The sequence below is a fragment of the Saccharopolyspora sp. NPDC045941 genome, from assembly GCF_056431445.1.
In genome coordinates, this window is record NZ_JBWKKU010000002.1 from 66,561 (window position 1) to 92,058 (window position 25,498).

The window sequence follows — 25,498 nt, forward strand, 5'->3', positions numbered from 1 at the left end:
CCCACCTGGGATGTAAGCGTGTAATCCTGTAATCGGGAGGTGGGAGTCATGCATTCGAGATTCGGACGAACGGCTCGCGGCCGGGGCAGGGGCGGGCCGCCGTGGGCTGGCGGTGGCCGGCGCAGCGAGCCGCCGACCGCCGCCGACGCCACGGCCTGGTTCACCGGGCGGCTGCCCGAGGGCTGGTTCGCCGGCGGCCCGGCGGTCACCGTCGACCGCGAGGAGATCCTGGTGGTCGGTGAATTGCCGCCGGTGGACGGCGAGTTCGCCGACGACGCCGAGCGCGCCGCAGCGGAGAGCGGGCGGATCGCCCGGTTCCGCGAGGAGACCCGCGAAGAGCGGATCGAGATCGCCCGCCAGGCGGAGCACCGCTACGGGCGCAAGGTCGCCTGGGGCGCCAGCCTCGGCGGCACCGAGGAACTGTTCACCACGCTGTCCGTGCCGGTGATGACCAGGCTGCACCAGCCCGAGCGCATGGTGCTGGACACGCTGGTGGACGCCGGGGTCGCCCGGTCCCGGTCCGAGGCGCTGGCCTGGGCGGTGCGGCTGGTCGGCAGGCACACCGAGGACTGGCTGGGCGAATTGCGCGAGGCCCTGTCCAAGGTCGACGAACTGCGCAACCGCGGCCCCGAGGGCGGCTGAGCAAGCGGAAGGGCCCGTGCTCACAACGTGAGCACGGGCCCTGACCTGGTGGAACGCGCGTCAGGCGTAGAGCGCGAGCCAGATCGCGATGTGGTGGCAGATCGCCGCCAGCGACACCGCCGAGTGGAAGAACTCGTGGTAGCCGAAGGTCTTCGGCCACGGGTCGGGCCACCGGGTCGCGTAGAAGATCGCGCCCGCCGTGTACATCAGCCCGCCGGCGATCAGCAGCACCAGGGCCGCCATCCCGGCGTTCTGCAGCAGGTCGGGGAACACGAACACGGCGACCCAGCCGAGCGCGATGTAGACCGGCACGCCGACCCAGCGCGGCGCGTTGGGCCAGGCGAGCTTCAAGATCACGCCGCCCAGCGCTCCGCCCCAGACGACGGCGAGCACCACCGCGCCCGTCGTGGGCTGCATGGCCACCATCGCGAACGGGGTGTAGGTCCCCGCGATGAACAGGAAGATCATCGAGTGGTCGAGCCGCCGCATCCAGGTGCGCGCGCCGATCGTCTTCCAGGTCTTGCGGTGATAGAGGGCGCTGACGCCGAACAGCCCCAGCACGGTCGCGACGTAGATGGAAGTGCCCACCGCGGCGGCGGCCGACACGGTCGAAGCGGCGAGGGCGATCAGCGTGGCACCGGCGGCGACGGACACCACCAGCGACCAGAAGTGGATCCAGCCGCGCATCCGCGGCTTGACGAATGCCGTCGGGCGGCGAGCGGTGAGGGCGCTAGTCACACGTCGAGGTTACGGGACCGTAGGTTCGGTGCGGCGACCTCGCACCCGCCCCTGTGATCGGAAGTGTCCAACGGCACTCGAAGGCGGGGTGTCGCGCATCCCGTCCGTGACCTGCGCCGCACGCTGAGCTGAGGTGGGGGCCGCGGCCCGCCGCCATCCGCGTAGGCTCATCGGGCGTGGCGCTCAAGGTTCGGTTGAAAGAACTCATCTACGACGTCTACGAGCGGCGGCTGCGCCGCAAGCTCGACGGGGCGGAACACCCCAGGCACGTCGGCGTCATCCTGGACGGCAACCGCAGATGGGCCAAGGAAGCCGGCCTGGACGCCGCCCACGGACACCGGGCCGGCGCCCGTAAGATCGCCGAACTGCTCGGCTGGTGCGACGAGGCCGAGGTCGAGGTCGTCACGCTGTGGCTGCTGTCCACCGACAACCTCAACCGCACGTCCGAAGAGCTGAACGCGCTGATGGAGATCATCGCCGGAGTGGTGGACGAGCTCACCGACCCGGCCACCCCGTGGCGGGTGCGGATCGTCGGCGCCCTCGACGTGCTGCCCACCGAGACCGCCGCCCGGCTGTCCGCGGCCGCCCTGCGGACCAAGGGCCGCACGGGCATGCAGGTCAACGTGGCGGTCGGCTACGGCGGGCGCCGGGAGATCGCCGACGCCGTGCGCAAGCTGCTGCAGCAGCACGCCGAAGCGGGCACCACGATCGAAGAGCTCGCCGAGGTGCTCACCGTCGACCACATCGCCGAGCACCTCTACACGTCCGGACAACCCGACCCCGACCTGCTGATCCGCACGTCGGGGGAGCAGCGGCTGTCCGGCTTCATGCTGTGGCAGTCCGCGCACTCCGAGTTCTGGTTCACGGAGGCGTACTGGCCCGCCTTCCGCCGCGTCGACTTCACCCGCGCGCTCCGCGACTACGCGGTCCGGCACCGCCGCTTGGGCCGCTGACCCCGGAACGGCGGGAGGGCCAGGTCCCGCAGGACCTGGCCCTCCCGACGCGATTCGCCCTGGGTCAGTGGCCCTTGGGGTGGTCGACGATCGGGGCGTTGACGCAGTTGTTCAGCTGCGGCGACAGGATCGGCACGACGGCGCCGGCCACGGCGACGTTGTTGCCGCAGGCCTGGATCGGCAGGACGCTGACGTTGTTGTCGTTCAGGACGTTGATGCCGTCGTTGTCCGCGCTGTCGGCGTAGGCGACGGGGGCGAGGGCCAGCAGGCCGGCGGCGGCACCGGCGACGATCGCAACCTTCTTCAGCACTTGGGTTCACTCTCCTTTGATTACCGCGGTATTCGGAGTTCACACCGGGGACTTCGGAAAGCCCGCGAGGTGGCCATCGAGTCTGGCGCGTTCCGGCAGAGAAGCTAACCCGTCGCGGGCCGGATTCCCAAACTCAGTAACACTATTGTGTGAACGCCAATCTCGTTTCCGCTCGTCGCGGCCCGGAATTCCGGTGGCGAGCGGACTTCTGGCCCGTTTTCCGGAACGCAAAAAGGAGCGCCGGGGCAGGCCCGGCGCCCTTTTCGTCACCTAATTCCGCGTACCAGATCCAGGTGATCCGCCCGCTGGGTTCAGTAGCCCTTGGGGTGGTCGACGATCGGCGCGTTGACGCAGTTGTTCAGCTGCGGCGACAGGATCGGCACCACGGCACCGAGGACAGCGACGTTGTTGCCGCAGGCCTGGATCGGCAGGACGCTGACGTTGTTGTCGTTCAGGACGTTGATGCCGTCGTTGTCCGCGCTGTCGGCGTAGGCGACGGGGGCCAGGGCCAGCAGGCCGGCGGCGGCACCAGCGACGATCGCTGCCTTCTTAAGCAATTGGGAACTCCTTGTTGGATGGGATGAAGAGCGCGATCGAATTCCCGGCTGCGCACCCCAATGTTCAGCCGGGGTGATGCGCTCGGCGTGAAAGATATCCAGCCAAAGTGGAAAAACGACACCTTGTTAACACCATTGTGTGATCTTCAGGTGTCGCGACCGTCCTTTTCGTTGCGTCGGCAAATGCGCGTGGTTTCGACGGGGGCGGAAACGGGGACCACCGTTCCGCGTCCGCGAGTGCGCGGCGTAGTGTCCGGATGTGGACTCCGAAGCACTCGTGGCCGAATACGTGCTCCTCGGGCTCAGATTCGACCGGCTCGTCCAGGGATTCGTGGACTCCTACACCGGCGACCCGGCGCTGCGGCGGCGGGTGCAGAACGAGGCGAGCCCCGACCCGGCGCGGCTGACCGCCGACGCGCGCCGGCTGCTCGCCGCGCTGCCGGAATCCGGCCTGGCCGAACCGCGCCGCCGGTTCCTCGCCGCGCAGCTCACCGCGCTGGAGTGCTCCGGGCGCAAGCTGGCCGGCGAGCAGGTGCCGTTCCCGGCGGAAGTGGAGGCGTACTTCCAGGTCACGCCGGCGCTCGGCGATCAGGACGAGTACTGCGAGGCGCACCGCCTGCTGTCCGAGCTGCTGCCCGGCCGGGGCTCGCTGCCCGCGCGCTTGGCCGCCGTCCGCAGCCGGGACGCGGTGCCCGCCGACCGGCTCAAGGTCTGCGTCCAGGCACTTTCGAGCGCGCTGCGCGATCGCGTGCGCCGCCGCTTCGGCCTGCCGGTCCAGGAGGTCGTCGAGTACCAGATCGTGACCGACAAGCCCTGGAGCGGCTTCAACCACTACGTCGGCGACTACCGGTCGCGGGTGGCCGTGAACGCCGACGTCGGGCACCGGGCCGCGAACCTGCCGCAGCTCGTCGCGCACGAGTCCTACCCGGGCCACCACACCGAGCACTGCCGCAAGGAGGCCGGCCTGGCGATCCGGGACGCCCAGGCCGAGCACACGATCTTCCTGGTCAACACCCCGCAGTGCCTGATGGCCGAAGGCCTCGCCGATCTGGGCCTGCGGGCGGTCGTGGGGCCGGGCTGGGGCCCGTGGGCGGCGGAGATCTTCGCGGACCTGGGCATCCGGATGGAAGGTGAGCTGTCGGAGCGGCTGGAGCTCGCGATGAGCCGCCTGCTGACGGTCCGCCAGGACGCCCTGCTGATGCTGCACGCCGACGGCGCGGACGAGGCGGAGGTCTCCGCGTACCTGCAGCGCTGGCTGCTGATGTCGGACCAGCGGGCGCGGCACCTCATGCGGTTCATGCGCGATCCGCTGTGGCGCGCCTACACCACCACCTACGTCGAGGGCTACCGGCTGTTGCGGCGCTGGCTGGAGAACCGCCCGGCGGGCACATCGAGCGCCGATCGTTATCGCCGGTTGCTTGACGAGCCGCTGGTGCCCGAGGCCGTCCGGGCCGAGCTGGCGGCCCGCGTCTGAGCCGTTCACCCGGTGAAGATCACCCGAATGGCGTAGTCATGATCACGTGGCGTGCCGGATCCGCGCCGGGCCGCGGAGGGGTCCTGACCTGCTGCCGGACCCGGATCGGCCTTGGCCCTGATCCGTCGGCGAATCCGTGACCTGGGCGAATCCCGTGCCATGTGAAGAAAAGTTGACCAATCGGCGAATCACCTGTGTGGCTGCCTGCCGAGATGCAATCCCGCCGGTAGCGTCGCTGATGACGGGCCGTTCCCAGTGCAAGTCCGAACGCGGCCCGTCCGGGAGGCCCTGATCGTGCCTGATGGCTGGAGCGGACGGTTACCACGTCCACCTTGGTCGCGAAGGGCCGGTGCCCGGCCCCTGCGGCCACGGCGGACTACCGGTCCGGCCGGGGCGCGACGGGGGCAGGCCCGGCCCGCCGACGAGCGGGTGTGCATGCCACGCCCGCGAGGGAGTAGCCGTGACCGCACGACGTTCCCAGCCCCAAGCGGAGATCCCAGCCCGTAGCGGCGAGTCCGCGAGCAGCACGCAACCCGGTGACACCGAAATCCGCACCTACGTGCTGGACACCTCGGTGCTGCTGTCCGATCCGTGGGCGATGTCCCGCTTCGCCGAGCACAACGTCGTGCTCCCGGTGGTGGTGATCGGTGAACTGGAAGGCAAACGCCACCACCCCGAACTCGGCTGGTTCGCCAGAGAAGCCCTCCGCGGCCTCGACGACCTGCGAATCCAGCACGGTCGGCTCGACGAGCCGGTTCCGGTCGGCACGTCCGGCGGCAGACTGCACGTCGAGTTGAACCACTCCGACCCGCAGGTGCTGCCGCCGGGGTTCCGCACGGACTCCAACGACGCCCGGATCCTGGCCTGTTCGCTGAACCTGGCCGCCGAGGGACACCGGGTCACGCTGGTGACCAAGGACATGCCGCTGCGGGTCAAGGCGGCGGCGGTCGCCCTGGACGCCGAGGAGTACCGCGCGCAGGACGTGGTGTCCTCGGGTTGGACCGGGATGGCCGACGTCGAGGCTGCGTCGGAATCGGTGGACGTCCTGTTCAAGGAAGGCATCGCCGATCTCGACGAGGCCCGGGACCTGCCACCGAACACCGGGGTGCGGCTGCTCTGCGGCTCGCAGAGCGCGCTGGGCCGGGTGACCGCGGACAAGCAGGTCCGGCTGGTGCGCGGCGACCGGGAGGTGTTCGGCCTGCACGGCCGCTCCGCGGAGCAGCGGATCGCCCTGGAGCTGCTGCTCGACCCGGAGGTCGGGATCGTGTCGCTGGGCGGCCGGGCCGGGACCGGCAAGTCCGCGCTCGCGCTGTGCGCGGGCCTGGAGTCGGTGCTGGAGCGGCAGCAGCACCGCAAGGTCGTGGTGTTCCGGCCGGTGTACGCGGTCGGCGGTCAGGAACTCGGCTACCTGCCGGGAACCGAGAACGAGAAGATGGCGCCGTGGGCGCAGGCGGTGTTCGACACCCTCGGCGCGCTGGCCAGCGAAAACGTGCTGGACGAGGTGATGGATCGCGGCATGCTTGAGGTCCTGCCGCTGACCCACATCCGCGGCCGGTCGCTGCACGACGCGTTCGTCATCGTCGACGAGGCGCAGTCCCTGGAACGCAACGTGCTGCTCACGGTGCTGTCCAGGCTGGGCGCGAACTCCCGGGTGGTCCTGACCCACGACGTCGCCCAGCGCGACAACCTCCGGGTGGGTCGCCACGACGGCATCGCGGCGGTGATCGAGAAGCTCAAGGGCCACCCCTTGTTCGCCCACGTGACCCTGACCCGCTCGGAGCGTTCGCCGATCGCGGCCCTGGTCACCGAACTCCTGGAAGGGGACTTCACGCCCTGATCACGAGGTGGGGCGCCGCTCGTCGAGCGGCGCCCCGCTCGATCACCAGCCGGCGGGCAGCGGCCTGCCCTCGGCGAAGCCGGCGGCGGACTGGATGCCGACCAGCGCGCGGTCGTAGAAGTCCTCCAGGCTGCGTGCGCCCGCGTAGGTGCAGGACGAGCGCAGGCCGGAGGTGATCTGGTCCAGCAGGTCCTCGACGCTCGGCCGCTGCGGGTCCAGCCGCATCCGCGAGCTGGAGATGCCCTCCTCGAACAGCGCCTTGCGGGCCTGGTCGAACGCGTTGTCGCTGCGGGTCCGGGCGGACACGGCGCGCTTCGACGCCATGCCGAAGGACTCCTTGTACGCCCGGCCGTGCTCGTCGCGCTGCAGGTCACCGGGCGATTCGTAGGTGCCCGCGAACCACGAGCCGACCATCACCGACGCCGCGCCGGCGGCCAGCGCCAACGCCACGTCGCGCGGGTGCCGGACGCCGCCGTCGGCCCAGACGTGCTTGCCGAGCCGCCGAGCCTCGGCGGCGCATTCGGCGACGGCGGAGAACTGCGGCCGGCCGACGCCGGTCATCATCCGCGTCGTGCACATCGCGCCCGGCCCGACACCGACCTTGATCACGTCGGCGCCCGCCTCGACGAGATCGCGCACGCCCTCGGCGGTCACCACGTTCCCGGCCACCACCGGAACCCGCGGGCCGGCCGAGCGGACCGCCTGCAGCGCGGAGATCATCTTCTCCTGGTGGCCGTGCGCGGTGTCCACGACCAGCGTGTCGACCCCGGCCTCCAGCAGCGCGGACGTCTTCGCTGCGACATCGCCGTTGACCCCGACCGCCGCCGCCACGCGCAGCCGGCCGGCGTCGTCCAGCGCCGGGGTGTAGATCTCGGCGCGCAGCGCGCCGCGGCTGGTCATGATCCCGGCCAGCTGACCGTCGGCGTCGACCGCGATCGCGACGTTGCGCGCGTGCTGGTCGAGCTGCTCGAACACCTCGCGGGGCTTGGTCTCCAGCGGCAGGACGACCGGGTGCCGGTCGGCGACCTCGCCGACCCGCGCGAACCGGTCGACGCCGGTGCAGGCCGCCTCGCCCACGACCCCGAGCGGCCGGTTGTCGTCGTCGACGACCACGACGGCACCGTGGGCGCGCTTGGGCAGGAGGTTGATGGCGTCGGCGACGGCGTCATCGGCGTGCAACACCAGCGGGGTGTCCCACACGGGGTGCCGCGCCTTGACCCAGGCGGTGATCTCGGCGACCGCACTGGGGTCGACGTCCTGCGGCAGAACGACCAGGCCGCCGCGCCGGGCGACGGTCTCCGCCATCCGGCGGCCGGCCACGGCGGTCATGTTGGCGACCACGATCGGCAGGGTGGCGCCGGTCCCGTCGCTGGTGGCGAGGTCCACGTCGAAGCGGGACTCGACGCCGGAGCGCCGGGGCGCCAGGAAGACGTCGTCGTAGGTCAGGTCGGTGGAGGGCTGCTGCCCGTTCAAGAACTGCACGTTTCACCACCATACGGGGTCGGACGCCCCCAGTCGCCTCCCGAAGCCGGAACGGCCTAGCCTGATCACGGCCGTGCTCTCCGGCTCCGGGGGTGCGCCGCGTTTTCCCGGGCGGAATTCGGCCGCTGCATTCGGGCGTAGAATCAAGATCACTGGATCGGTTGACGGCCTGGAGTTGATGCAAGAGGTATGGCTGTTGTTACACTTGCATCGGCCGCGTACCGAGGTACGTGGAAGTACGCCGGGACCCCCCGCCGGAGGCGGGACCCCGGCCTCTGCGTTTTCTGGGGCTTTTGTATCAGTTCGCTGCAATCTTCAACTGCCTGGCTGCGTGGCCGAGCTGCTCAATATAGCTGTCATCGCCACGTTCGGTGGCCAAGAGAATCCCGCAGGTGATGTCGGGGAGCCACAGCAACGGCTCGGTTCCGCCGGGGACGAAATCGATTTGGATCCGGTTCGACAAGATTCGCTTCACGCGGCACGTGGCGATGAGTTCCTTGTCCTGTTTGTTGTTTCGTTCCTGTCGTGCCTCGAAGTGCACGGCGTCGACGCCAGCGCTCTCCAGCTCGGGCAGCAAGACCTCCATGCACTTGCGTCGGCTGCGTTCGGGGCGCAAGGCCGCGGAGCTTCCAATCACCGAAACGGTTGTCAGACTGAGCGTGCTCACGGTCTTGACGATCTCGTCGCGTCGGTTGGCAGGTTCCTTGCTCCAGTGGAGCTTTCCTCCGCCCCGTCGAAGCTCGCGGAGCATGCATCGGATGTCTTCGGCATCGGAGTAGTCGACGATGCTGGCCGTGAGGATGTAGACGCCGATGGTCAGGTCGTAGGACTCATCGACGTAGGCGTGGACGAACACGTGCCGTAGTGAAGCGAGAACTGCAGTTCGAGATCAAATCGATACACCCGGTGGTGATTGCCGACTCGACCCTGCTAAATTCCGCTCGGCTACGTACCGAGGTACGTGGAAGTACGCCGGGACTCCCCGCCGGATGGTGGGACCCCGGCCTCTGCGTTTTCAGGCTTCTTCTTCCGTTAGGGGTTCGAAGGAGCTGTATGCCTGGTAATTGCGGAAGAAGCGGCCGTAGAGTTCCGTGCCGTCGTCGAAGGTGGCGTCTTCGAGGGGTTTCACCTCGATGATCTGCTTCAGCTTCCAGGTGATCAGTTCGTGGTTCTCGTTCTGGTAGCTGGTCTCCTGCTGCTTGCCGTGCTCGACGGCCTTTTCCTTCGCCTCTTCTTCGGATTCCGCCTTGAGCAGCACGAAGGATTCCTCGTACAGCGGCTCGTGGTCGGCCGCGTCCGAGGTGGCCTCCAGGACCAGGACCGCGACGTAGTAGTCCAGCTCGACCGCGTCCGCCTGGAAGTCGCGCGGGCTGATGGTGCCCGGTCCGATGTTGATCGAGCCGATCTCGTCGAAGTCGTTGCCGCTCATGCCGTCAGGATCTCACCCGCCCGGCAGCATGGCGCGAACCGCCTCGATGCTGTCGGCCGACGCCGCGTCCTTGTCGGGCCGGTAGCGCAGCACGCGGGCGAAGCGCAGCGCGACGCCGCCGGGGTAGCGGGTGCTGGTCTGCACACCGTCGAGCTCGATCTCCACGACGAGTTCCGGCGCGACGTGGACGGTCCAGTCGTCGCGGTGGGACTCGCGGCGCTGGAACTCCGCGGTCTGCCAGGCCAGCAGTTCGTCGGTGAGGCCCTTGAACGTCTTGCCGACCATGATCGGCGGGCCGCCGTCGGGATCCCGCGCGCCCAGGTGCAGGTTCGACAGGAAGCCGCGCCGCCGGCCGTGACCCCATTCGGCCGCGAGCACGATCAGGTCCAGGGTGTGCTCGGGCTTGACCTTCCGCCACGAGCGGCCGCGCCGCCCCGCCGCGTACGTCGAGTCCAGCGCCTTGACCATGACGCCTTCGTGCCCGGCGTCCAGTGCCTCGTCGAACAGCGCGGCCGCGCGATCCGCCGACGGCGACAGGGTCGCGGGGATCCGGTGCTGCGGCGCGACCCGGTCCAACGCGTCGAGGCGCTGCCGCAGCGGCAGGTCGAGCAGGTCTTCGCCGTCGAGGTGCAGGCAGTCGAAGAAGTACGGATGCAGCAGGAGATCGCGCGAGTTCTGGGCGCCGAACCGGCCCATCGTTTCCTGGAACGGCCTGGGGCGCCCGGCGTCGTCGAGCGCGAGCGTCTCGCCGTCCAGCACCACCGCCCGGCAGTTCAGGCCACGCACCAGCTCGACGAGTTCGGGCACGTTGCCGGTGATCTCGCGCAGCGTCCGGGTGTAGACGTGCACGTCGTCGCCGTCGCGGTGCACCTGGATACGCGCACCGTCCAATTTGTACTCGACGCTGACCTCGCCGAGCTCGTCGAGCGCGGCGTCCAGGGTTTCCGCGGGCGAGGCCAGCATCGGCCGGACGGGCCGCCCCATCTCCAGGCGGAACTCGGCGAGCGCCGGTTCGCCCCCGCGCAGCGCGGCCTCGGCGGTCGCGGGCAGCCGGCCGGAAAGCATGAACGCCCGCCGCACCGCCTCGGTCGGGACACCGGCCGCAGCGGCGATGGCCTCGATCATCACGCCCTCCAGCGCACCCTGCCGGAGCTCGCCGCCGAGGAGCCGCACCAGGAACTCCTGCTCGTCGGCGGGTGCCTTGCCGAGCAGCCCGGACAGCGCCTCGGTCCGGCGCTGTCCGGAGCCGGCACCACTGATCAGCCGCACCGCGCCGATCGCCGAGTCGACATCGATGATCGTCAGGGTGGGCTCGGGAGCCGGTTCGACGTCGAGCGCGGCCAGCGTGGACCAGCCGACGCCGGCCCGTCCGCCGGGCAGCTCACCGGCCAGCAACGCCGTCGCCGGGCGGACCTCCTCGGCGTCGAGCCGCGCGAGCAGCCCGGCGATCGCGGAGGTCTTCGCCTTGCGGGAACGCGTCGCCGAGACCTCGCGCGAGGTCGTCACCACATCTGCGAGAAGCACCATGCGCCCATGGTGCGCCTGACGGCTGACACAGCGGCATCGATGCGTTCCGACGTTTTCGCCGAGCTGGGGGACTGCCCGGACCGCTTGAAAGCGGCGGTGAATGCGTCGAGGTTGCGCTGAACATCCCCGGCGTGACAGCGATCCGCGATTCGAAGGATCCGAGCGGACCTGTGTTCGTCGTCGAACCGGCCTCGTGGTCGAGCTGCTCAGCTGCCGTCGAGGCCGATCGGCCCGGCGGGTGACTACCTGGTCCGGTGATGCGCGAAGGGCGCCTTCGACTGGCTTCTTGCTCGGTCGAAGGCCCCGTCCGCTCGGCCGCGTCAGCCGCCGTTGGCCATGCGGAGGACGTCGAGGGCCTCGTCCAGCTGCTCCAGGGTGAGCTTGCCCGCGTCGACGTGGCCGCGTTCCAGGACCACCTCGCGGATCGTCTTGCGCTCCTTGAGCGCCTGCTTGGCGACCGCGGCCGCCTCCTCGTAACCGATGTAGCGGTTCAGCGGCGTGACGATCGACGGCGAACCCTCGGCGTAGGCCTGGGCCTGCTCGACGTTGACCTGCACGCCCGCGAACACCTTGTCGGCCAGCAGCCGCGACACCGCGGCCAGCAGTCGCGCCGACTCCAGCACGTTGCGCGCGATCACCGGCAGCATCACGTTGAGCTGGAAGTTGCCCTGCGAACCGGCGAACGCCACCGCCGCGTCGTTGCCGATCACCTGCGCCACCACCTGCAGGGTGGCCTCCGGGATCACCGGGTTGACCTTGCCCGGCATGATCGACGAGCCCGGCTGCAGGTCCGGCAGCGCCAGCTCGGCCAGCCCGGTGCGCGGGCCGGAGCCCAGCCAGCGCAGGTCGTTGGCGATCTTGGTGAGGCTGACCGCGACGGTGCGGAGGTCGCCGGAGATCTCCACCACCGAGTCCTGCGCGGCCTGCGCCTCGAAGTGGTCGCGGGCCTCGGCTAGCGGCAGCCCGGTGACCTCCGCAAGCTCCGCGGCGACCGCTGCGCCGAACCCGGCCGGGGCGTTGAGGCCCGATCCGACGGCGGTGCCGCCGATCGCCAGCTCGCCGAGCCGCGGCAGGCCGCCCTGCAGCCGCTCGATCCCGTAGCGCACCTGCGAGGCCCACGCGCCGGCCTCCTGGGCCAGCGTGATCGGCACCGCGTCCATCAGGTGGGTGCGGCCGGACTTGACGACCTCGGTCCACTCCGCGGCGCGACCCTCGATGGTCGTGGCGAGGTGGTCCAGCGCCGGGATGACGTCGGTGAGCACCGCTTCGGTGGCCGCGACGTGGATGGTCGTCGGGAAGGTGTCGTTGGACGACTGCGAGGCGTTGACGTGGTCGTTGGGGTGCACGTCGCGGCCGAGCCGCCGGGACGCCAGGGTGGCGATGACCTCGTTGGCGTTCATGTTCGACGACGTGCCGGAACCGGTCTGGAACACGTCGATCGGGAAGTGCGCGTCGTGGGCGCCCTCGGCGACCTCGTCGGCCGCGGCCGCGATCGCCTCGGCCACGTCGGCATCCAGCACCCCGAGCCGGCCGTTGACGCGGGCCGCGGCGGCCTTCAGCAGGCCGAGCGCGCGGATCTGGGACCGTTCCAGGCCCCGGCCGGAGATCGGGAAGTTCTCGACGGCTCGCTGCGTCTGCGCGCGGTACAGGGCGTCGACGGGAACCCGCACCTCGCCCATCGTGTCGTGCTCGATCCGGTAATCCTGTTCAGCCATACCGAAAGTGTCCCGCTGGAAGGGCCTCCCGGTCAGCGTGGCCCGCCCCACTCGGCGGCCGATCTGTGGCCCGGAGCACCCCAACGTCCTCACTGGACCGATGAAGGTGCCGCATCTCGCAGCGCCGGGAAAGCACGAAGGGCACCTTCGAGGAAGGCGCCCTTCGCGTCGGAGAAGATCAGCCGATGGTGGCGGCGATCCAGTCCTTGTAGGCCGTCGCGTCGGTGTAGATCGACGGGGCCGTGCCGCACACCGGGATCAGGCTGCCGAGGCGGCTGGTGACGCCGGTCAGCTTCCAGTCGCCGGGCTGGCCTTCGAGCTGCGGGCCGCCGGAGTCGCCGAAGCAGGCGTTGGCCAGCAGCTCGTTGCTCCCGGTGCAGATCTCGGTCGCGCCGTCGACCCCGCTCAGCGAGCACTGGCCGTCGGGGACGACCTTGGTCTCCAGCTCCTGCAGCTGCGCGGGCGGCTGGCCGCAGCCGCGGACCGGGCAGGTCACGCCCCAGCCGATGATGCGCGACGCGGTTCCGTCCGGGCCGGAGGCGTCGGCGATCTCGACCGGCGTCTGCGACACGGCGCGGTCCAGCTTCAGCAGCGCGATGTCGCCGTTGGGGTTCTTGGTGGCGTAGTCCGGGTGCACCACGATCTCGGCGACGCCGGCCTCGGTGCCGCCGGTGGTGTGGTCCGGGCTGCCGATCCGCAGACCGAGGTCGGCGGGGGTGACGTCCTGCACGCAGTGCGCGGCGGTGAGCACCCACTGCTGGTCGATCAGGGAAGCCCCGCAGCTGTGGTTCCCGGCGCGCTGCAGCGACGCCATCCAGTCGTACTGCTCGGTCGCGTCGTGGCCGCCGACGATCAGCGCACCCGGATCGTCCGCGGCGCTCGCGGTGGCGGGCAGCAGCCCGGCGCCCAGCGCGACGGCCGCGAGGCCGGCGAGCAGCATGGATTTCCTCTTCACGGGCAGTCCTCCCCGACGTGATCCCCTTTTCGGTGAACGTAAGGGCGGGTTCGCCGAACGGGTACCGCCAACTGCGGAAGCGAGTTCGCCGTTCTGGTGCAGCGCTCGCCGTGATGCGGACATCACGGCGGAGATCCGGCTAGCCTGGGTGTGTCCACACGGTCGACGACGAGGTGGTGGGCATGACCGCGGTGTCGCATGAGGTCGATCTGCTGATCGTGGGCGCGGGTCCGACCGGTTTGTTCGCCGCCTACTACGCGGGATTCCGCGGGTTGTCGGTGGCGGTGGTCGACGCGCTGCCCGAGCCAGGCGGCCAGGTGACCGCGATGTACCCGGAGAAGATGATCTTCGACGTGGCCGGGTTCCCCGAGGTGCGCGGCCGCGATCTGGTTGCCGCGCTGGTGAAGCAGGCCGGTCAGTACGCCCCGGAGTACCTGCTCGGCAGGCCCGCGACCGATATGTCCGATGTGGATGGTGGGCTGCTCGTCGGGGTCGGCGGGGGAGAGGCGGTGCGCGCCGGCGCGGTGCTGGTCACCGCCGGGATCGGCGAGTTCACCCCGCGTCCGCTGCCCGCCGGCGGCGACTGGGTCGGTCGTGGCGTCGTGCACTTCATCCCGGAGCTGTCCGTGCACAGTGGACACGACGTGGTGGTGGTCGGCGGCGGCGATTCCGCGTTCGACTGGGCGCTGGCCCTGCACCCGGTGGCCCGCAGCGTGACCCTGGTGCACCGCCGCACCCGGTTCCGCGCGCATTCGGGCCTGGTGGGCAAGGTCGAGGACCTGGGCGTCCCGCTCATCACCCCGGCGGAGGTCGCGGAGGTCCGCGGCGACGACACCGGCGTGCGCGAGGTGGAGATCGAGCTCGGCGACGGGCAGCGCCGGGTGCTGCCGGCGCAGACGGTGGTGGCCGCGCTGGGCTTCACCGCCGACCTGGGGCCGATCGAGGAGTGGGGCCTGGCGCTGGAGAAGCGCGCGATCCTGGTCGACAGCGCGATGCGGACCAGCCGGTCGCGGGTGTACGCGGCGGGCGACGTCGCGGCGTACCCGGGCAAGGTCAAGCTGATCGCCACCGGCTTCGGAGAGGCGGCCACGGCGGTCAACAACATCGCCGTGGAGCTCAACCCGGACGCCCACCTGTTCCCCGGCCACTCCTCGAACATGGGCTGACGAACACCAGGGCACGGCGCGGAATCGCGCCGTGCCCTGGTGAGTTCTCGGGTGGAGCGGAGCCACCCGAAGCGGCATCAGCCGCCGGTGTTCTGGTTGACCCAGTCCGCGTAGGCGACGACGTCGGTGTAGATCGACGGACCGGTGGCGCAGGTCGAGTCGCCGTTGCCGGACCGGCTGGTCGCGCCGATCAGCTCCCAGTTGCCCGGCGTGCCCTTGATCTGCGGGCCGCCCGAGTCGCCGTAGCAGGCGCCCGAGTTGCCGTTCGGGTTGTCCGTGCAGATCTCGCCCTGGCCGTCGATGCCGCTGCAGGTGCCGTCGTCGACGACCTGGGTGTCCAGCTCCTGCAGCGTCTGCGGAGCCGGGCCGCAGCCGGGCTCGGCGCAGGTCTGGCCCCAGCCGATGATCCGGGTCGCGGTGCCCGCCGCGCCCGAGTCGGCGGCGATCTTGATCGGGGTGGCCTGCAGCTGGCGGTCGAGCTGCAGCACGGCGATGTCGCCGGAGGGGTGCGTCTGCACGTTGGTCACGTTGGCCTCTTCGCCACCGCTGGTGTGGTCGTTGCTGCCGACCCGGACGCTGAACTGGCCGCCGCCCTGCACGCAGTGCGCGGCGGTGACCACCCAGTCGGGCTTGATCAGCGAGCCGCCACAACCGTGCTGGCCCTGCTGCTGCAGCGACACCATGAACGAGTACTCCTCGGTGGCGTCGTGGCCGCCGACGATGTACGGGTTGACGTCGCTGGGTGCCGCCACCGCGGGCAGACCGAGTGCACCGATCGCGCCGACCGCGGCGATGGCTCCGATCAGAACCGAACGCTTCCGCATGTCCGTCGAATCCTCCCGTGTGTCCGGCACCACTGGCCGGGCTGGGCACAGACGGTAAGCGGAGCCATCCCATCGGCGTACCCACGAAGGGATGAGGTCGATAACGTCGAAAGCGGTGACCCGCGGTCGAAACCGCAGGTCACCGCTCGGAAAACGGCTTCATTCCGGGCAATCGGCGAGTTTTTGCCAATTTCCCGGTGGTGTCACCCGCTCAGGGCAGCAGCCCGTGCAGCGGAGTGTCGCTCTCGCCGAGGTCGACGTCGGCGTACTCGCGCAGCTTGGACAGCTTGTGCTGGCCCTCGATCACCCGGACCGTGCCGGACTTGGAGCGCATCACGATCGACTGCGTCGTGCACCGGTTGGCGCGGTAGTGCACGCCCTTGAGCAGCGCGCCGTCGGTGATGCCGGTGGCGCAGAAGAACATGTTGTCGCCGCGCACCAGGTCCGAAGTGGTCAGCACCTGGTTCACGTCGTGCCCGGAGTCGCGGAGCTTCGCCCGCTCGGCGTCGTCCCGCGGCCACAGCCGCGTCTGGATCTCGCCGCCGAGGCACTTCAGCGCGCAGGCGGCGATGATGCCCTCCGGGGTGCCGCCGATGCCCAGCAGCATGTCGACGCCGCTGCCCGGCCGCGCGGCCGCGATCGCGCCCGCCACGTCGCCGTCGGAGATGAACTGGATGCGCGCGCCGGCCTCGCGGACGTCCTTGACGATCTGCTCGTGCCGCGGGCGGTCCAGGATGCACACCGTGACGTCGGAGACGTCGATGTGCTTGGCCTTGGCGACCCGGCGGATGTTCTCCGCGATCGGGGCGGTCAGGTCCACGACCCCGGCGGCCTCCGGCCCGACCGCCATCTTCTCCATGTAGAACACGGCGGACGGGTCGAACATGGTGCCGCGCTCGGACACCGCGAGCACCGCCAGCGCGTTCGGCATGCCCTTGCTGAGCAGCGTCGTCCCGTCGATCGGGTCGACCGCGACGTCGCAGTCCGGGCCTTCGCCGTTGCCGACCTGCTCGCCGTTGTAGAGCATCGGGGCTTCGTCCTTCTCGCCCTCGCCGATGACCACGACGCCGCGCATGGACACGGTCCCGATGAGCTTGCGCATCGCGTCGACCGCGGCGCCGTCGCCGGCGTTCTTGTCGCCGCGGCCGACCCAGCGCCCCGCGGCCATCGCCGCGGCCTCGGTCACGCGGACCAGTTCCATCGCCAGGTTGCGGTCCGGTGCTTCGCGGTGTCGTTCGGTGCTCATCGCGCCTCCCGGTGGTGAGCGGTTTTCAGGTTCCACTGCCCGAGGACGGCGGGATCCAGGCCCGCGCTCAGGCTCGTTGCCCCCGATCTTCGCAGATCGGCGGGCCCGTCGGAGCTCCCTCGTGGGGCAGCCCACTACTGCTCGGCCGCCTGGCGGGCCGTTGGTCGGCCGGTGAGAGCATGAGAGTCGTGGCCGAACCCCGCAACCAGCAACCGCCCGCATCCCGTCCGCCCCGGACCGTGTCGGCGATGGTGTTCGCCCTGCTGCCGATGGTGCTGGTGGCCTTCGGGATCGCCGGGCTGGCGGGGCAGTGCTCGTTCAACCCGGGCGGCCCGTCGATCCAGGGCGGCCCGGTGCCGACGGTCGACGTGCCCGCCGAGCTGCGGCGCGCGGCGGGGCGGGTGGACTTCCCGGTCCTCGAACCGAACCTGCCCGCGAACTGGCGGGCCAACGCGGCGAACGTGACCACGCTCGCCTCCCACGCGCAGGTCGTGCGGGTCGGGTGGCTGACCGGCGGCGGCCGGTACCTGCGCCTGGCGCAGTCGACGGCCGCCGAGGACGAGCTGGTCGAGAGCGAGACGCGGCAGGCGCCGCACGCCAGGGGCACGGTCGACGCCGCGGAGCGGCAGTGGGTGGTCTACGACAGCGTGCGCGGCGAGCAGGCCTGGGTGGCGGAGCGCGACGGAGTCCGGCTGCTGATCACCGGCAATGCCGACGAGGCGGAGTTCCGAGCCCTCGCCGAAGCGGCCATCAACGCCCCGCCCGGAGCCTGACCGGCCGAAGTTTCAATTGAGGTTTTTCCAACCTCGTTTTGCGTGGCGGTGTGGGTAGCGGAACCTCAGAGGCTCCCTGGTCTGTGGGTGCCCTGACTTATGTATGCCCAACCTCATCGACGTGCAGCTTTGCGATCCGCGGCTGCGGGCCGACCAGGATGAAAAACGCTCATTGAAACTGCAGTCGGGCACGTGCCCAGGCCCGAGCGCAGTTTCAATTGAAACTGTTGCACCCTGTGGTGGTATCCAGTGGGGAAAGTGCCCTGAAGTGCGCAGTTTCAATTGAAACTGCGTGCTGGGAGGGTGCGGCGAAGGCCTTGGTCAGTCCTGTTCGACGGCCGCCAGGGCTCGCTCCACGCGCTCGCGGGCTCCCGCCAGGTGGCGTTCGCAGACCGCGGCCAGGGCTTCGCCCCGCTCCCACAGCGACAGCGAGTCCTCCAGCGAGAGGCCGCCGGCCTCCAGCTGCTTGACCACCTCGGCCAGCTGGTCGCGGGCCTGCTCGTAGCCGAGCTCGGCGACCTCGGGGTGCTCGGCCACCGGGTCGAAGTGCTCGTCCTGCTGATCGTTCGCCGTCACGGGGTCGGACTCTCCACGTTGTTCTGCACGGACACCACCGCGGTGGCGATCGCCTGGTCGTAGCCGACGAACGCCTCCGCGAACTCGGCACCGTCGCCCTCGCGCACCGCGTCGTTGATGCGCAACTGCGCCTCCGCGACCCTACGGCGGTGCGCCGAAGCGGCCCACCACCCGGCCCCCACGTACCCGGAGGTGGCCTCGGCGAGCGCGCGCAGGCGCGACGGCAGGTCCTTGCGCTCGGCGGACTGGCAGCCGCCCAGCAGCGCGGCCCAGCAGCCGACGGCCGCGGCGTCCGCCGCCTCGGCGCAGCGGCGCACCTCGCCGGCCCCGTTCCGCAGCAGCGCCGAGCCGTCGGTCGCCGACCTCGCGACGCCGATGGTCAGGGGGAGGAACGATGGTTCCTGCTTCGGGTGCACGTTCTCAGTCCTGTTCAGCCTGCTCGGTCCGGTACGACTGCCTGGATCGCTCCGTCAACGACCCGCACCCGCAGTCGAGTTCCCGGTGGCGCCTCCTCGACCGATCGGAGGACGCCGTCCACGCCGTCCTCGACGCGCTGCACGATTGCGTATCCACGAGCCAGCGTGGCCGCCGGACCCAAGGTCGTCAAGCGAGATCGAGTCGCGGTCAGCGCGTGTCGCTCGGTGTTCAGGGCGGTGGTCATCGCGCGGCGGGTGCGGTCGCGCATCAGCTCGACCTGTTCGGCGCGCCGTTCCAGCGGCCCGATCGGGTCGGCCAGCACCGGGCGGCTGCGCAGCGCGTCGAGCAGCCGGCGCTCCCGGTCGACCCAGCCGTGCAGTGCGCGGCGGGCGCGGTCGCGCAGCTGGTGGATCCGCTGCGTCTCCTCGGCGACGTCCGGCACCACCCGCTTGCCCGCGCCGGTCGGCGTCGAGCAGCGCACGTCGGCGACGTGGTCCACCAGCGGCGAGTCCGGCTCGTGCCCGATGGCGCTGACCACCGGCGTGCGGCAGGCGGACACCGCGCGGCACAGCGCTTCGTCGGAGAACGGCAGCAGGTCTTCGACGCTGCCGCCGCCGCGCGCCAGCACGATCACGTCGATCTCCGGCATCCGGTCCAGCTCCTGCAGCGCCGTCAGGATCTGCGGCACCGCGGTTGAACCCTGCACGGCGACGTTGCGCACCTCGAACTGCACCGCGGGCCAGCGCAGCTGCGCGTTGGTCAGCACGTCGTGCTCCGCGGCCGAGGCGCGGCCGGTGATCAGCCCCACCCGGTTCGGCAGGAACGGCAGCGGCCGCTTGCGCGCCGGGTCGAACAGGCCCTCGGCCTTCAGCAGCTGGCGGAGCCGTTCGATGCGGGCCAGCAGTTCGCCGATGCCGACCGCGCGGATCTCGTCGACCCGCAGGCTCAGCGTGCCCCGGCCGACGAAGAACGTCGGCTTGCCGTGCACCACGACCCGGCTGCCGTCGGTCAGCGGCGGCTCCATCTTGCGCAGCATCGCGGCGGCGCAGGTGAGCGTCAGCGAGACGTCGGCGGACGGGTCGCGCAGCGTCAGGAACGCGGTGGCCGCGCCGGGGCGCAGCGAGATCTGGGTGATCTGCCCTTCCACCCAGATCGTGCCGAGCCGGTTGATCCAGTCGGCGATCTTGCGCGCCACGGTCCGTACCGGCCACGGCTCCTCGGGACTGGTCGGGGAACTCAGCGTCACTCCTCGGTGCTTCCCGGCCGCGTGGCCGGGGCCGCAGTCTCAGGCGAGACTGCCGGGGTCTTCTCGGGTCACTGGTTGCGCAGGCGGTCGAGGCGGTTATGGAGCATGCGGACGAACTCCGGCCGCTGACCGTGCCGCTGCTCGTAGGCCAGCAGTTCGGCCAGCTCCGCCTCGGAGAACGAGCGGAGCCGGCCCCGCAGCTGCGGCAGCGTCAGGTGATCGTAGTCGGGCAGCACCGACAGGTCTTCGGACAGCACGGCCGGCTCGGTCGGTTCGTCCTCGTCGAAGGTCGCCCAGGCGGGCTGCTCCTCAGGGGGGCGCAGCCCGGCGAGGGCCTCATCGCCCTTGATCGCCAGCTCGGTGATCTGCTGCTGGATCCGCATCGATGCCTGCAGCGCCTGGCTGGCCACGGTGACCGGCAGGCCGATCAGGGTGGCCGGCAGCTGGCGGGCCTGCTCGACGGCGGTGGCGGCGAGCCCGGCGGCGATCCGCACCGGCAGGGGGAACGATGACATGCGCCCAGCCTGCCGCACTCGGGCCCGCGAAGCCATCGCCTCGTCGCACGACTGTGATCTGGGGCAGGCTGCAGGACCGCCGCTCGACCGCGGACTCGGCTCGGCACCGGGTCTCGCCGCAATTTCCATTGAAATCGAACCTCTGATTTCCATTGAAGTTGCGGACGCCCGTGGTGAGGCGGCGGATGGAACTCCAGTCGGGGACCGCCGCACGACTGTGATCTGGAGCAGGCGGGCCACTGCGGGGCTGAGCTCATTGGGCGCGGTCCGTACCCTTGGCGGTATGACGACCTCGCCCGAGGCCACTGACCTCGTTGACCAGGACGCCCGGCCGGCCAAGCGGGTCCTGCTGGCCAAGCCGCGCGGGTACTGCGCAGGTGTCGACCGCGCGGTGATCACCGTCGAGAAGGCACTGGAGACCTATGGCGCGCCGATCTACGTGCGCAAGGAGATCGTGCACAACCGGCACGTGGTGGAAACGCTGTCCGAGCGCGGCGTGATCTTCGTGGACGAGACCGACGAGGTGCCGGAAGGCGCGCTCGTGGTGTTCTCCGCGCACGGCGTGTCCCCGGCGGTGCACGCGGAAGCCGCGCAGCGCAACCTGCGCACCATCGACGCGACCTGCCCGCTGGTCACCAAGGTGCACAAGGAAGTCAACCGGTTCGCCCGCGAGGACTACGACATCCTGCTGATCGGCCACGAGGGCCACGAGGAGGTCGAGGGCACCGCGGGCGAGGCCCCGGACCGCGTGCAGCTGGTCGACAAGCCGGAGGACGTCGACAAGGTCGAGGTCCGCGACCCGAGCAAGGTCGTGTGGCTGTCGCAGACCACGCTCAGCGTGGACGAGACGATGGAGCGGGTCGACCAGCTCAAGGAGCGGTTCCCGGGCCTGCAGGCGCCGCCGAGCGACGACATCTGCTACGCGACCTCCAACCGGCAGTACGCGGTGAAGGCGATGGCGCCGGAGTGCGACCTGGTGATCGTCGTCGGCTCGCAGAACTCCTCGAACTCCAAGCGCCTGGTCGAGGTGGCGCTGCAGGCGGGCGCGTCCGACGCGCACCTCGTGGACTTCGCGAACCAGATCGACGAGGCCTGGCTGGACGGCGTCACCACCGTCGGCGTGACCAGCGGTGCGTCGGTGCCGGACGTGCTGGTGCTGCAGGTGCTGGACCACCTGGCCGAGCGCGGCTGGAACCAGGTGGACGAGGTCACCACGGCCAACGAGAAGATCAGCTTCGCGCTGCCGCGGGAGCTCCGCAAGGACCTCGACGAGAACCCGGACAAGCCCAAGGGCGTCCGCTGACCGAGTAGCGAAAAAAGGGGGCATCCGCGCTGCGCGGATGCCCCCTCTTCAGTCCCGGCTCACCCGAACTGCTCGTCCCGTCGCGGCCGCCGGGGTCGCCGGGGCGGCTCCCCCTGCGGCGGCTCCGCCGCCCGCGGCCGCCCGGGCGCCTGCCGCGGGGCTGCGCCCCGCCGCGGCGGCACCGCGCGCCCGTCGCGCTCCGGCCGCGGCTCGGCTCCGCGTGCCCTGCCGGGCGCGTCGCCTCGTGCCCGGCCGGACGCATCGCCGCTGCGCGGCCGCCCGGGGGCCTGGGCCCGCCCGCGCTCCGCTTGGGCTCGCTGCGGGCGCGCTGCGTCGTCGGCGCGCGGTTTCCTGGTGCGTTCGCGCTCTTCGGGCCGCCGCTTCTTGACCTCTTCGGCCGGCTTCTTGCGCGTCGGCGCGACAGGGCGGCGCTTCTTGGTCGCCGCGTCGCTGTCCGCGATCTCGGGGCGGGGCCGGGTCCGCTGGGTAACGAACATGCGGACGAGGCCGATGCCAAGGGAGACGATGGTGGCGCCCGCCATGATCGGGAAGCTGCTGATCAGCGGTCGCGCGATGGCGAGCGCCTTGGCGGTGACGCCGGCGCCCGCGGTGATCCCGCTGCCGGTGATCAGTACCAGCAGCGGCATGACGATGGTGAGCACGAGCGGCGGTTGGACCATCGGTCCGAACACGCTGCGGCGTTTGACCAGCAGCACGGCCAGCACGCAGCCGACGAAGAAGCACGCCTTGAACAGGATGTCGGGCTGCGACCAGAGCAGGATGTCGAGGATTGTGCCGACCGCGGTCGGGACGGCAGCCAGCAGCACGGCTCCCCAGAGCGGCACGCCCTTCGCCCCGAATGCGGAGCGCGTCGACCACTGGGAGGCGCCGCTGCTGGGGGGTGGGGCGCTCTGGCTATCGCGGATCGCGGTCACGAGTCCCAACGGTAACGGTCCAGTACCCCGGGCCGAGAGCCCTCTTCCGGAACTTGCGAGTTAATGCACGTTGGGTTACCTGCGACCCCGCCGACGTGACCGCCATGTGATGTCGGTGCAGCCGAATGGATGCCCTGTCACTTGGGCGGGTGTGTGAACCTTGACACAGGTAGCGTGACCATTTTAGCGTCCGGGCAATCGTTTTCTCACGATTCGCGAGCGGCGTGACGGGGGTGCTATGAGCACGGCGCCACCGCTGGTCGAGATGACCGGCATAACCAAGCGCTATGGGGGTGTGCTCGCCTGTGACGGCGTGGACCTGGAAGTCCGCGCCGGCGAGGTGCACGCGCTGCTGGGCGAGAACGGCGCGGGCAAGAGCACGCTGATGAAGGTGCTCTCCGGCGACGTCGTCGATCACGCTGGGTCGATCTCGATCGAAGGCCGGGCGGTGCAGTTCGGCAAGCCGGCCGACGCGCAGCACGCCGGGGTCGCGATGATCCACCAGGAGCTCGACCTGGTGCCCGGGCTGAGCGTCGCCGAGAACCTCTACCTCGGCCGCGAGCTGCGCAACCGCTTCGGCGTGGTGGACCGCCGGAAGATGGCCGTGCGCACCCGCGAGCTGCTGCGCCGCACCGGCATCGACCTGGACCCGCTGCGGCCGGTCGGCGAGCTGCGCGTCGGCGAGCAGCAGCTGGTGACCATCGCCCGCGCCCTGGCGCTGGACGCGAAGGTGCTGATCATGGACGAGCCGACGTCGGCGCTGTCCAGCACGGAGGTCGAGCGGCTGTTCGCGGTGATCGCCGAGCTGCGCCGCGGCGGCACCGGCATCGTCTACATCTCGCACCGGATGGACGAAATCGGCCGCGTCGCCGACCGCGCCACCGTGTTGCGCAACGGCCGCAAAGTCGCGGAGTTCGACGCCCGGAAGCTGACCGCGGAGCAGGCCGCCGAGGCCATGGTGGGCCGTTCGGTGCAGACGATGTTCCGCGCCGAGAGCGGCGCCATCGGCGAAGAGCTGCTGTCGGTGTCCGGGTTCGCCGTCCGCCCGCGCCGGCCGCGGGTGGGTCGCCGGGAACCCGACGGCATCGATCTGACCGTGCGTCGCGGGGAGATCGTCGGGCTGTGCGGGTTGCTCGGCTCAGGTCGCACCGAACTGCTGGAATCGCTGTTCGGGGCGGGGTCCTCCGGCACGTGGGAGGGGGAGGTGTCCCTCGACGGGCGCCCGGTGCGGCCGAGGGGTCCGCACCGCGCGTTGCGCGAGGGCATCGCCTTCGTGCCGGAGGACCGCAGGAGCTCCGGGCTGGTGCTGGAGCATTCGGTGCTGGCCAACACGGTCCTCTCGGTGCTGGACCGGCTCGGCGTGGCCGGGCTGGTGCGCCGCCGCGCCGAGGTGTCCGCCACCGAGCGCAGCGTGCAGCAGCTCAAGATCAAGCTCGGCCGGATCCTCGACCCGGTCGGCACCCTTTCCGGCGGGAATCAGCAGAAGGTCGTCTTCGGCCGGATGTTGCTGACCGAGCCGCGGTTGCTGCTGCTGGACGATCCGACCCGCGGCGTGGACATCGGCGCGAAGTCGGAGATCTACCAGCTGCTCGGCGAGATCGCCGGACGCGGCATCGGGGTGCTGCTGGCGTCCTCGGAGCTGCCGGAGCTGGTCGGCGTGTGCCACCGGGTGGTGGTGCTGCGCGCAGGCCGCAGCGTGGCCGAGTTCGACACCGCCGACGTCGGCGAAGCGGAATTGCTGGCGGCCGCCATGGGCGAGGGCGTGGCGGTCGGCGGGGCCGGACCGGTCGTCGGCACCGGGCGGCAGAGCACTGGGGGAGGAGCGCGGTGAGCAACCAGACGGAGGAACGGCCCGCGGAATCCGTCGCGCCGCGGCGGACGAACGTCGTGGCCACGCTGTTCCGGTTCCAGAGCTTCTTCGGCCTGGTCGCGGTGTTCCTGGCGGCGGTGGTCTTCTCGCCCCGCAACGACGGGCAGATCCTGTTCCTGACCAGCGACAACCTGTTCAACATCGTGCGCGCGGTGTCCGAGATCGGGATCATCGCGATCGGGCTGACCTTCGTGATCCTGATCGGCGGCATCGACCTGTCGGTCGGCTCGGTGCTCGGGTTGGCGGCGGTGGGTTCGGCCGTGCTGATGGTCGAGGACGGCTACGGCGTCTGGGCCACCGTCGCGCTGGTGCTGCTCGCGGGCATCGTCTTCGGCCTGCTGCAGGGCACCGCTGTCGCGTTGCTCGGCGTGCAGGCCTTCATCGTCACCTTGGCCGGCCTGCAGATCGCGCGCGGCCTGGCGCGGATGTGGTCCGGTGGCGAGACGGTGCAGATCTCCTACGGTGACGGGCCGGGCCAGGCGCCGATGCTGTTCTCCCTGCTCGGGGAGCGCACCTTCGGCGGCGTGGTGCCGATCCCGGCGCTGATCTTCGCGGTGGTCGCCATCGTCGCGATCCTGTTCCTGCGCGGCAGCGCCTATTCCCGCCACCTCTACGCCATCGGCGGCAACGAGAAGGCCGCCCGGCTTTCCGGCGTGCCGGTGAACCGGGTCAAGATCATCGCCTTCGGTATCGCCGGGTTCTGCGCCGCGCTGGCCGGGATCGTGCACGCAGGCCAGTTGAACGCGGGCAGCCCGAACGACGGAATCGCTTACGAACTCGACGGAATCGCCGCCGTGGTGGTCGGCGGCACCAGCCTGGCCGGTGGCCGGGGCTCGGTGATCGGCACCATCGCCGGTGCGCTGCTGCTCGGCATCCTGAACAACATCCTCAGCCTCAACAGCGTCAACACCGACCTGCAACTGCTGATCAAGGGCCTGGTGATCGTCGCGGCGGCGGCGTTGCAGCGCCTGCGACCGACGTCCTGAAACCCTCGTCCGGGAGGAAGCA

At 70.6% G+C, this 25,498-nt stretch carries 26 protein-coding genes; 10 read left to right on the plus strand and 16 right to left on the minus strand.

The window, feature by feature from the left end:
• The first annotated feature begins 48 nt into the window (after positions 1-48).
• Entirely contained in the window at positions 49-642 is a 594-nt protein-coding gene (locus AC07FN_RS02095) for a hypothetical protein (protein ID WP_478392945.1), read from the plus strand.
• Positions 643-702: 60 nt separating this feature from the next.
• Here AC07FN_RS02095 and trhA read toward each other — a convergent pair whose 3' ends face one another.
• On the minus strand, positions 703-1,380 hold the full coding sequence (gene trhA / locus AC07FN_RS02100; RefSeq protein ID WP_452614734.1) for a PAQR family membrane homeostasis protein TrhA: 678 nt from the start codon (positions 1,378-1,380) through the stop codon (positions 703-705).
• A 176-nt stretch (positions 1,381-1,556) separates the two neighbouring features.
• Here trhA and AC07FN_RS02105 point away from each other — a divergent pair, with 176 nt between their 5' ends.
• Positions 1,557-2,333, plus strand: a complete 777-nt coding sequence (locus AC07FN_RS02105) for an isoprenyl transferase (RefSeq protein ID WP_478393939.1) — start codon at positions 1,557-1,559, stop codon at positions 2,331-2,333.
• 64 nt (positions 2,334-2,397) lie between these two features.
• On the opposite strand, the gene AC07FN_RS02110 is transcribed toward AC07FN_RS02105, so the two are convergent.
• Complete coding sequence (locus AC07FN_RS02110; RefSeq protein ID WP_478393940.1) at positions 2,398-2,643, minus strand: hypothetical protein; 246 nt, start codon at positions 2,641-2,643, stop codon at positions 2,398-2,400.
• Positions 2,644-2,954: 311 nt separating this feature from the next.
• Entirely contained in the window at positions 2,955-3,200 is a 246-nt protein-coding gene (locus tag AC07FN_RS02115; RefSeq protein WP_478393941.1) for a hypothetical protein, read from the minus strand.
• 259 nt (positions 3,201-3,459) lie between these two features.
• Here AC07FN_RS02115 and AC07FN_RS02120 point away from each other — a divergent pair, with 259 nt between their 5' ends.
• Positions 3,460-4,674: a DUF885 domain-containing protein gene (locus AC07FN_RS02120; protein ID WP_478393942.1), complete on the plus strand. Its 1,215-nt coding sequence runs from the start codon at positions 3,460-3,462 to the stop codon at positions 4,672-4,674.
• 493 nt (positions 4,675-5,167) lie between these two features.
• Positions 5,168-6,511 carry a PhoH family protein gene (locus AC07FN_RS02125; RefSeq protein ID WP_478394077.1) on the plus strand — a complete coding sequence of 448 codons (1,344 nt, stop codon included), beginning with the start codon at positions 5,168-5,170 and terminating at the stop codon, positions 6,509-6,511.
• A 42-nt stretch (positions 6,512-6,553) separates the two neighbouring features.
• Here AC07FN_RS02125 and AC07FN_RS02130 read toward each other — a convergent pair whose 3' ends face one another.
• The 4 genes from AC07FN_RS02130 to AC07FN_RS02145 all read right to left on the minus strand — a co-directional run bounded on the left by AC07FN_RS02130 (position 6,554) and on the right by AC07FN_RS02145 (position 10,949).
• Positions 6,554-7,993, minus strand: a complete 1,440-nt coding sequence (locus AC07FN_RS02130; protein ID WP_478393943.1) for a GuaB1 family IMP dehydrogenase-related protein — start codon at positions 7,991-7,993, stop codon at positions 6,554-6,556.
• Between the two features lie 298 nt (positions 7,994-8,291).
• A complete protein-coding gene (locus AC07FN_RS02135; protein ID WP_478393944.1) occupies positions 8,292-8,849 on the minus strand; it encodes a hypothetical protein in 558 nt (185 codons plus the stop codon).
• Positions 8,850-9,008: 159 nt separating this feature from the next.
• A complete protein-coding gene (locus AC07FN_RS02140) occupies positions 9,009-9,422 on the minus strand; it encodes a DUF4288 domain-containing protein (protein ID WP_132483071.1) in 414 nt (137 codons plus the stop codon).
• 12 nt (positions 9,423-9,434) lie between these two features.
• Entirely contained in the window at positions 9,435-10,949 is a 1,515-nt protein-coding gene (locus tag AC07FN_RS02145) for an ATP-dependent DNA ligase (protein WP_478393945.1), read from the minus strand.
• A 71-nt stretch (positions 10,950-11,020) separates the two neighbouring features.
• Between AC07FN_RS02145 and AC07FN_RS02150 the strand changes: the two genes are divergently transcribed.
• Positions 11,021-11,191, plus strand: a complete 171-nt coding sequence (locus AC07FN_RS02150) for a DUF397 domain-containing protein (protein ID WP_478394078.1) — start codon at positions 11,021-11,023, stop codon at positions 11,189-11,191.
• Positions 11,192-11,269: 78 nt separating this feature from the next.
• Here AC07FN_RS02150 and AC07FN_RS02155 read toward each other — a convergent pair whose 3' ends face one another.
• Positions 11,270-12,664 (minus strand): class II fumarate hydratase, encoded by a 1,395-nt coding sequence (locus AC07FN_RS02155; protein WP_478393946.1) that lies wholly within the window; start codon positions 12,662-12,664, stop codon positions 11,270-11,272.
• Between the two features lie 178 nt (positions 12,665-12,842).
• Positions 12,843-13,604 (minus strand): S1 family peptidase, encoded by a 762-nt coding sequence (locus AC07FN_RS02160; protein ID WP_478394079.1) that lies wholly within the window; start codon positions 13,602-13,604, stop codon positions 12,843-12,845.
• 197 nt (positions 13,605-13,801) lie between these two features.
• Here AC07FN_RS02160 and AC07FN_RS02165 point away from each other — a divergent pair, with 197 nt between their 5' ends.
• A complete protein-coding gene (locus tag AC07FN_RS02165) occupies positions 13,802-14,785 on the plus strand; it encodes an NAD(P)/FAD-dependent oxidoreductase (protein ID WP_478393947.1) in 984 nt (327 codons plus the stop codon).
• Between the two features lie 77 nt (positions 14,786-14,862).
• On the opposite strand, the gene AC07FN_RS02170 is transcribed toward AC07FN_RS02165, so the two are convergent.
• Both AC07FN_RS02170 and glpX read right to left on the minus strand, forming a co-directional pair.
• A complete protein-coding gene (locus AC07FN_RS02170) occupies positions 14,863-15,609 on the minus strand; it encodes a S1 family peptidase (RefSeq protein ID WP_478393948.1) in 747 nt (248 codons plus the stop codon).
• A gap of 211 nt (positions 15,610-15,820) precedes the next feature.
• Complete coding sequence (glpX, locus tag AC07FN_RS02175; protein WP_478393949.1) at positions 15,821-16,855, minus strand: class II fructose-bisphosphatase; 1,035 nt, start codon at positions 16,853-16,855, stop codon at positions 15,821-15,823.
• Positions 16,856-17,034: 179 nt separating this feature from the next.
• On the opposite strand from glpX, the gene AC07FN_RS02180 reads away from it, so the two are divergent.
• Positions 17,035-17,628 (plus strand): DUF4245 domain-containing protein, encoded by a 594-nt coding sequence (locus AC07FN_RS02180; protein WP_478393950.1) that lies wholly within the window; start codon positions 17,035-17,037, stop codon positions 17,626-17,628.
• 321 nt (positions 17,629-17,949) lie between these two features.
• Here AC07FN_RS02180 and AC07FN_RS02185 read toward each other — a convergent pair whose 3' ends face one another.
• The 4 genes from AC07FN_RS02185 to AC07FN_RS02200 form a co-directional block, all read right to left on the minus strand.
• Positions 17,950-18,165: an exodeoxyribonuclease VII small subunit gene (locus AC07FN_RS02185; protein WP_452614840.1), complete on the minus strand. Its 216-nt coding sequence runs from the start codon at positions 18,163-18,165 to the stop codon at positions 17,950-17,952.
• A gap of 35 nt (positions 18,166-18,200) precedes the next feature.
• Positions 18,201-18,620 carry a hypothetical protein gene (locus tag AC07FN_RS02190; RefSeq protein ID WP_452614747.1) on the minus strand — a complete coding sequence of 140 codons (420 nt, stop codon included), beginning with the start codon at positions 18,618-18,620 and terminating at the stop codon, positions 18,201-18,203.
• Between the two features lie 14 nt (positions 18,621-18,634).
• A complete protein-coding gene (gene xseA, locus AC07FN_RS02195) occupies positions 18,635-19,861 on the minus strand; it encodes an exodeoxyribonuclease VII large subunit (protein ID WP_478394080.1) in 1,227 nt (408 codons plus the stop codon).
• A gap of 74 nt (positions 19,862-19,935) precedes the next feature.
• Positions 19,936-20,382: a lipid droplet-associated protein gene (locus tag AC07FN_RS02200; RefSeq protein WP_478393951.1), complete on the minus strand. Its 447-nt coding sequence runs from the start codon at positions 20,380-20,382 to the stop codon at positions 19,936-19,938.
• 283 nt (positions 20,383-20,665) lie between these two features.
• On the opposite strand from AC07FN_RS02200, the gene AC07FN_RS02205 reads away from it, so the two are divergent.
• Complete coding sequence (locus AC07FN_RS02205; RefSeq protein WP_358575133.1) at positions 20,666-21,685, plus strand: 4-hydroxy-3-methylbut-2-enyl diphosphate reductase; 1,020 nt, start codon at positions 20,666-20,668, stop codon at positions 21,683-21,685.
• Between the two features lie 59 nt (positions 21,686-21,744).
• Here AC07FN_RS02205 and AC07FN_RS02210 read toward each other — a convergent pair whose 3' ends face one another.
• On the minus strand, positions 21,745-22,620 hold the full coding sequence (locus AC07FN_RS02210) for a DUF6542 domain-containing protein (RefSeq protein WP_478393952.1): 876 nt from the start codon (positions 22,618-22,620) through the stop codon (positions 21,745-21,747).
• Positions 22,621-22,858: 238 nt separating this feature from the next.
• Here AC07FN_RS02210 and AC07FN_RS02215 point away from each other — a divergent pair, with 238 nt between their 5' ends.
• Together AC07FN_RS02215 and AC07FN_RS02220 are read left to right on the plus strand one after the other, a co-directional pair.
• Positions 22,859-24,451 (plus strand): sugar ABC transporter ATP-binding protein, encoded by a 1,593-nt coding sequence (locus tag AC07FN_RS02215; protein WP_478393953.1) that lies wholly within the window; start codon positions 22,859-22,861, stop codon positions 24,449-24,451.
• On the plus strand, positions 24,448-25,476 hold the full coding sequence (locus AC07FN_RS02220; RefSeq protein ID WP_478393954.1) for an ABC transporter permease: 1,029 nt from the start codon (positions 24,448-24,450) through the stop codon (positions 25,474-25,476). The genes AC07FN_RS02215 and AC07FN_RS02220 overlap by 4 nt, the downstream gene beginning before the upstream one ends.
• Positions 25,477-25,498 lie beyond the last annotated feature (22 nt).

Excerpts from the sequence above, each read along its gene's own strand:
- AC07FN_RS02095 (WP_478392945.1), top strand. The coding sequence starts at position 49 with ATGCATTCGAGATTCGGACGAACGGCTCGCGGCCGGGGCAGGGGCGGG.
- AC07FN_RS02140 (WP_132483071.1), bottom strand. The coding sequence starts at position 9,422 with ATGAGCGGCAACGACTTCGACGAGATCGGCTCGATCAACATCGGACCG.
- AC07FN_RS02180 (WP_478393950.1), top strand. The coding sequence starts at position 17,035 with ATGAGAGTCGTGGCCGAACCCCGCAACCAGCAACCGCCCGCATCCCGT.
- AC07FN_RS02170 (WP_478393948.1), bottom strand. The coding sequence starts at position 15,609 with ATGCGGAAGCGTTCGGTTCTGATCGGAGCCATCGCCGCGGTCGGCGCG.
- AC07FN_RS02205 (WP_358575133.1), top strand. The coding sequence starts at position 20,666 with ATGACGACCTCGCCCGAGGCCACTGACCTCGTTGACCAGGACGCCCGG.
- AC07FN_RS02200 (WP_478393951.1), bottom strand. The coding sequence starts at position 20,382 with ATGTCATCGTTCCCCCTGCCGGTGCGGATCGCCGCCGGGCTCGCCGCC.
- AC07FN_RS02165 (WP_478393947.1), top strand. The coding sequence starts at position 13,802 with ATGACCGCGGTGTCGCATGAGGTCGATCTGCTGATCGTGGGCGCGGGT.
- AC07FN_RS02160 (WP_478394079.1), bottom strand. The coding sequence starts at position 13,604 with ATGCTGCTCGCCGGCCTCGCGGCCGTCGCGCTGGGCGCCGGGCTGCTG.
- AC07FN_RS02155 (WP_478393946.1), bottom strand. The coding sequence starts at position 12,664 with ATGGCTGAACAGGATTACCGGATCGAGCACGACACGATGGGCGAGGTG.
- glpX (WP_478393949.1), bottom strand. The coding sequence starts at position 16,855 with ATGAGCACCGAACGACACCGCGAAGCACCGGACCGCAACCTGGCGATG.
- AC07FN_RS02145 (WP_478393945.1), bottom strand. The coding sequence starts at position 10,949 with ATGGTGCTTCTCGCAGATGTGGTGACGACCTCGCGCGAGGTCTCGGCG.
- AC07FN_RS02215 (WP_478393953.1), top strand. The coding sequence starts at position 22,859 with ATGAGCACGGCGCCACCGCTGGTCGAGATGACCGGCATAACCAAGCGC.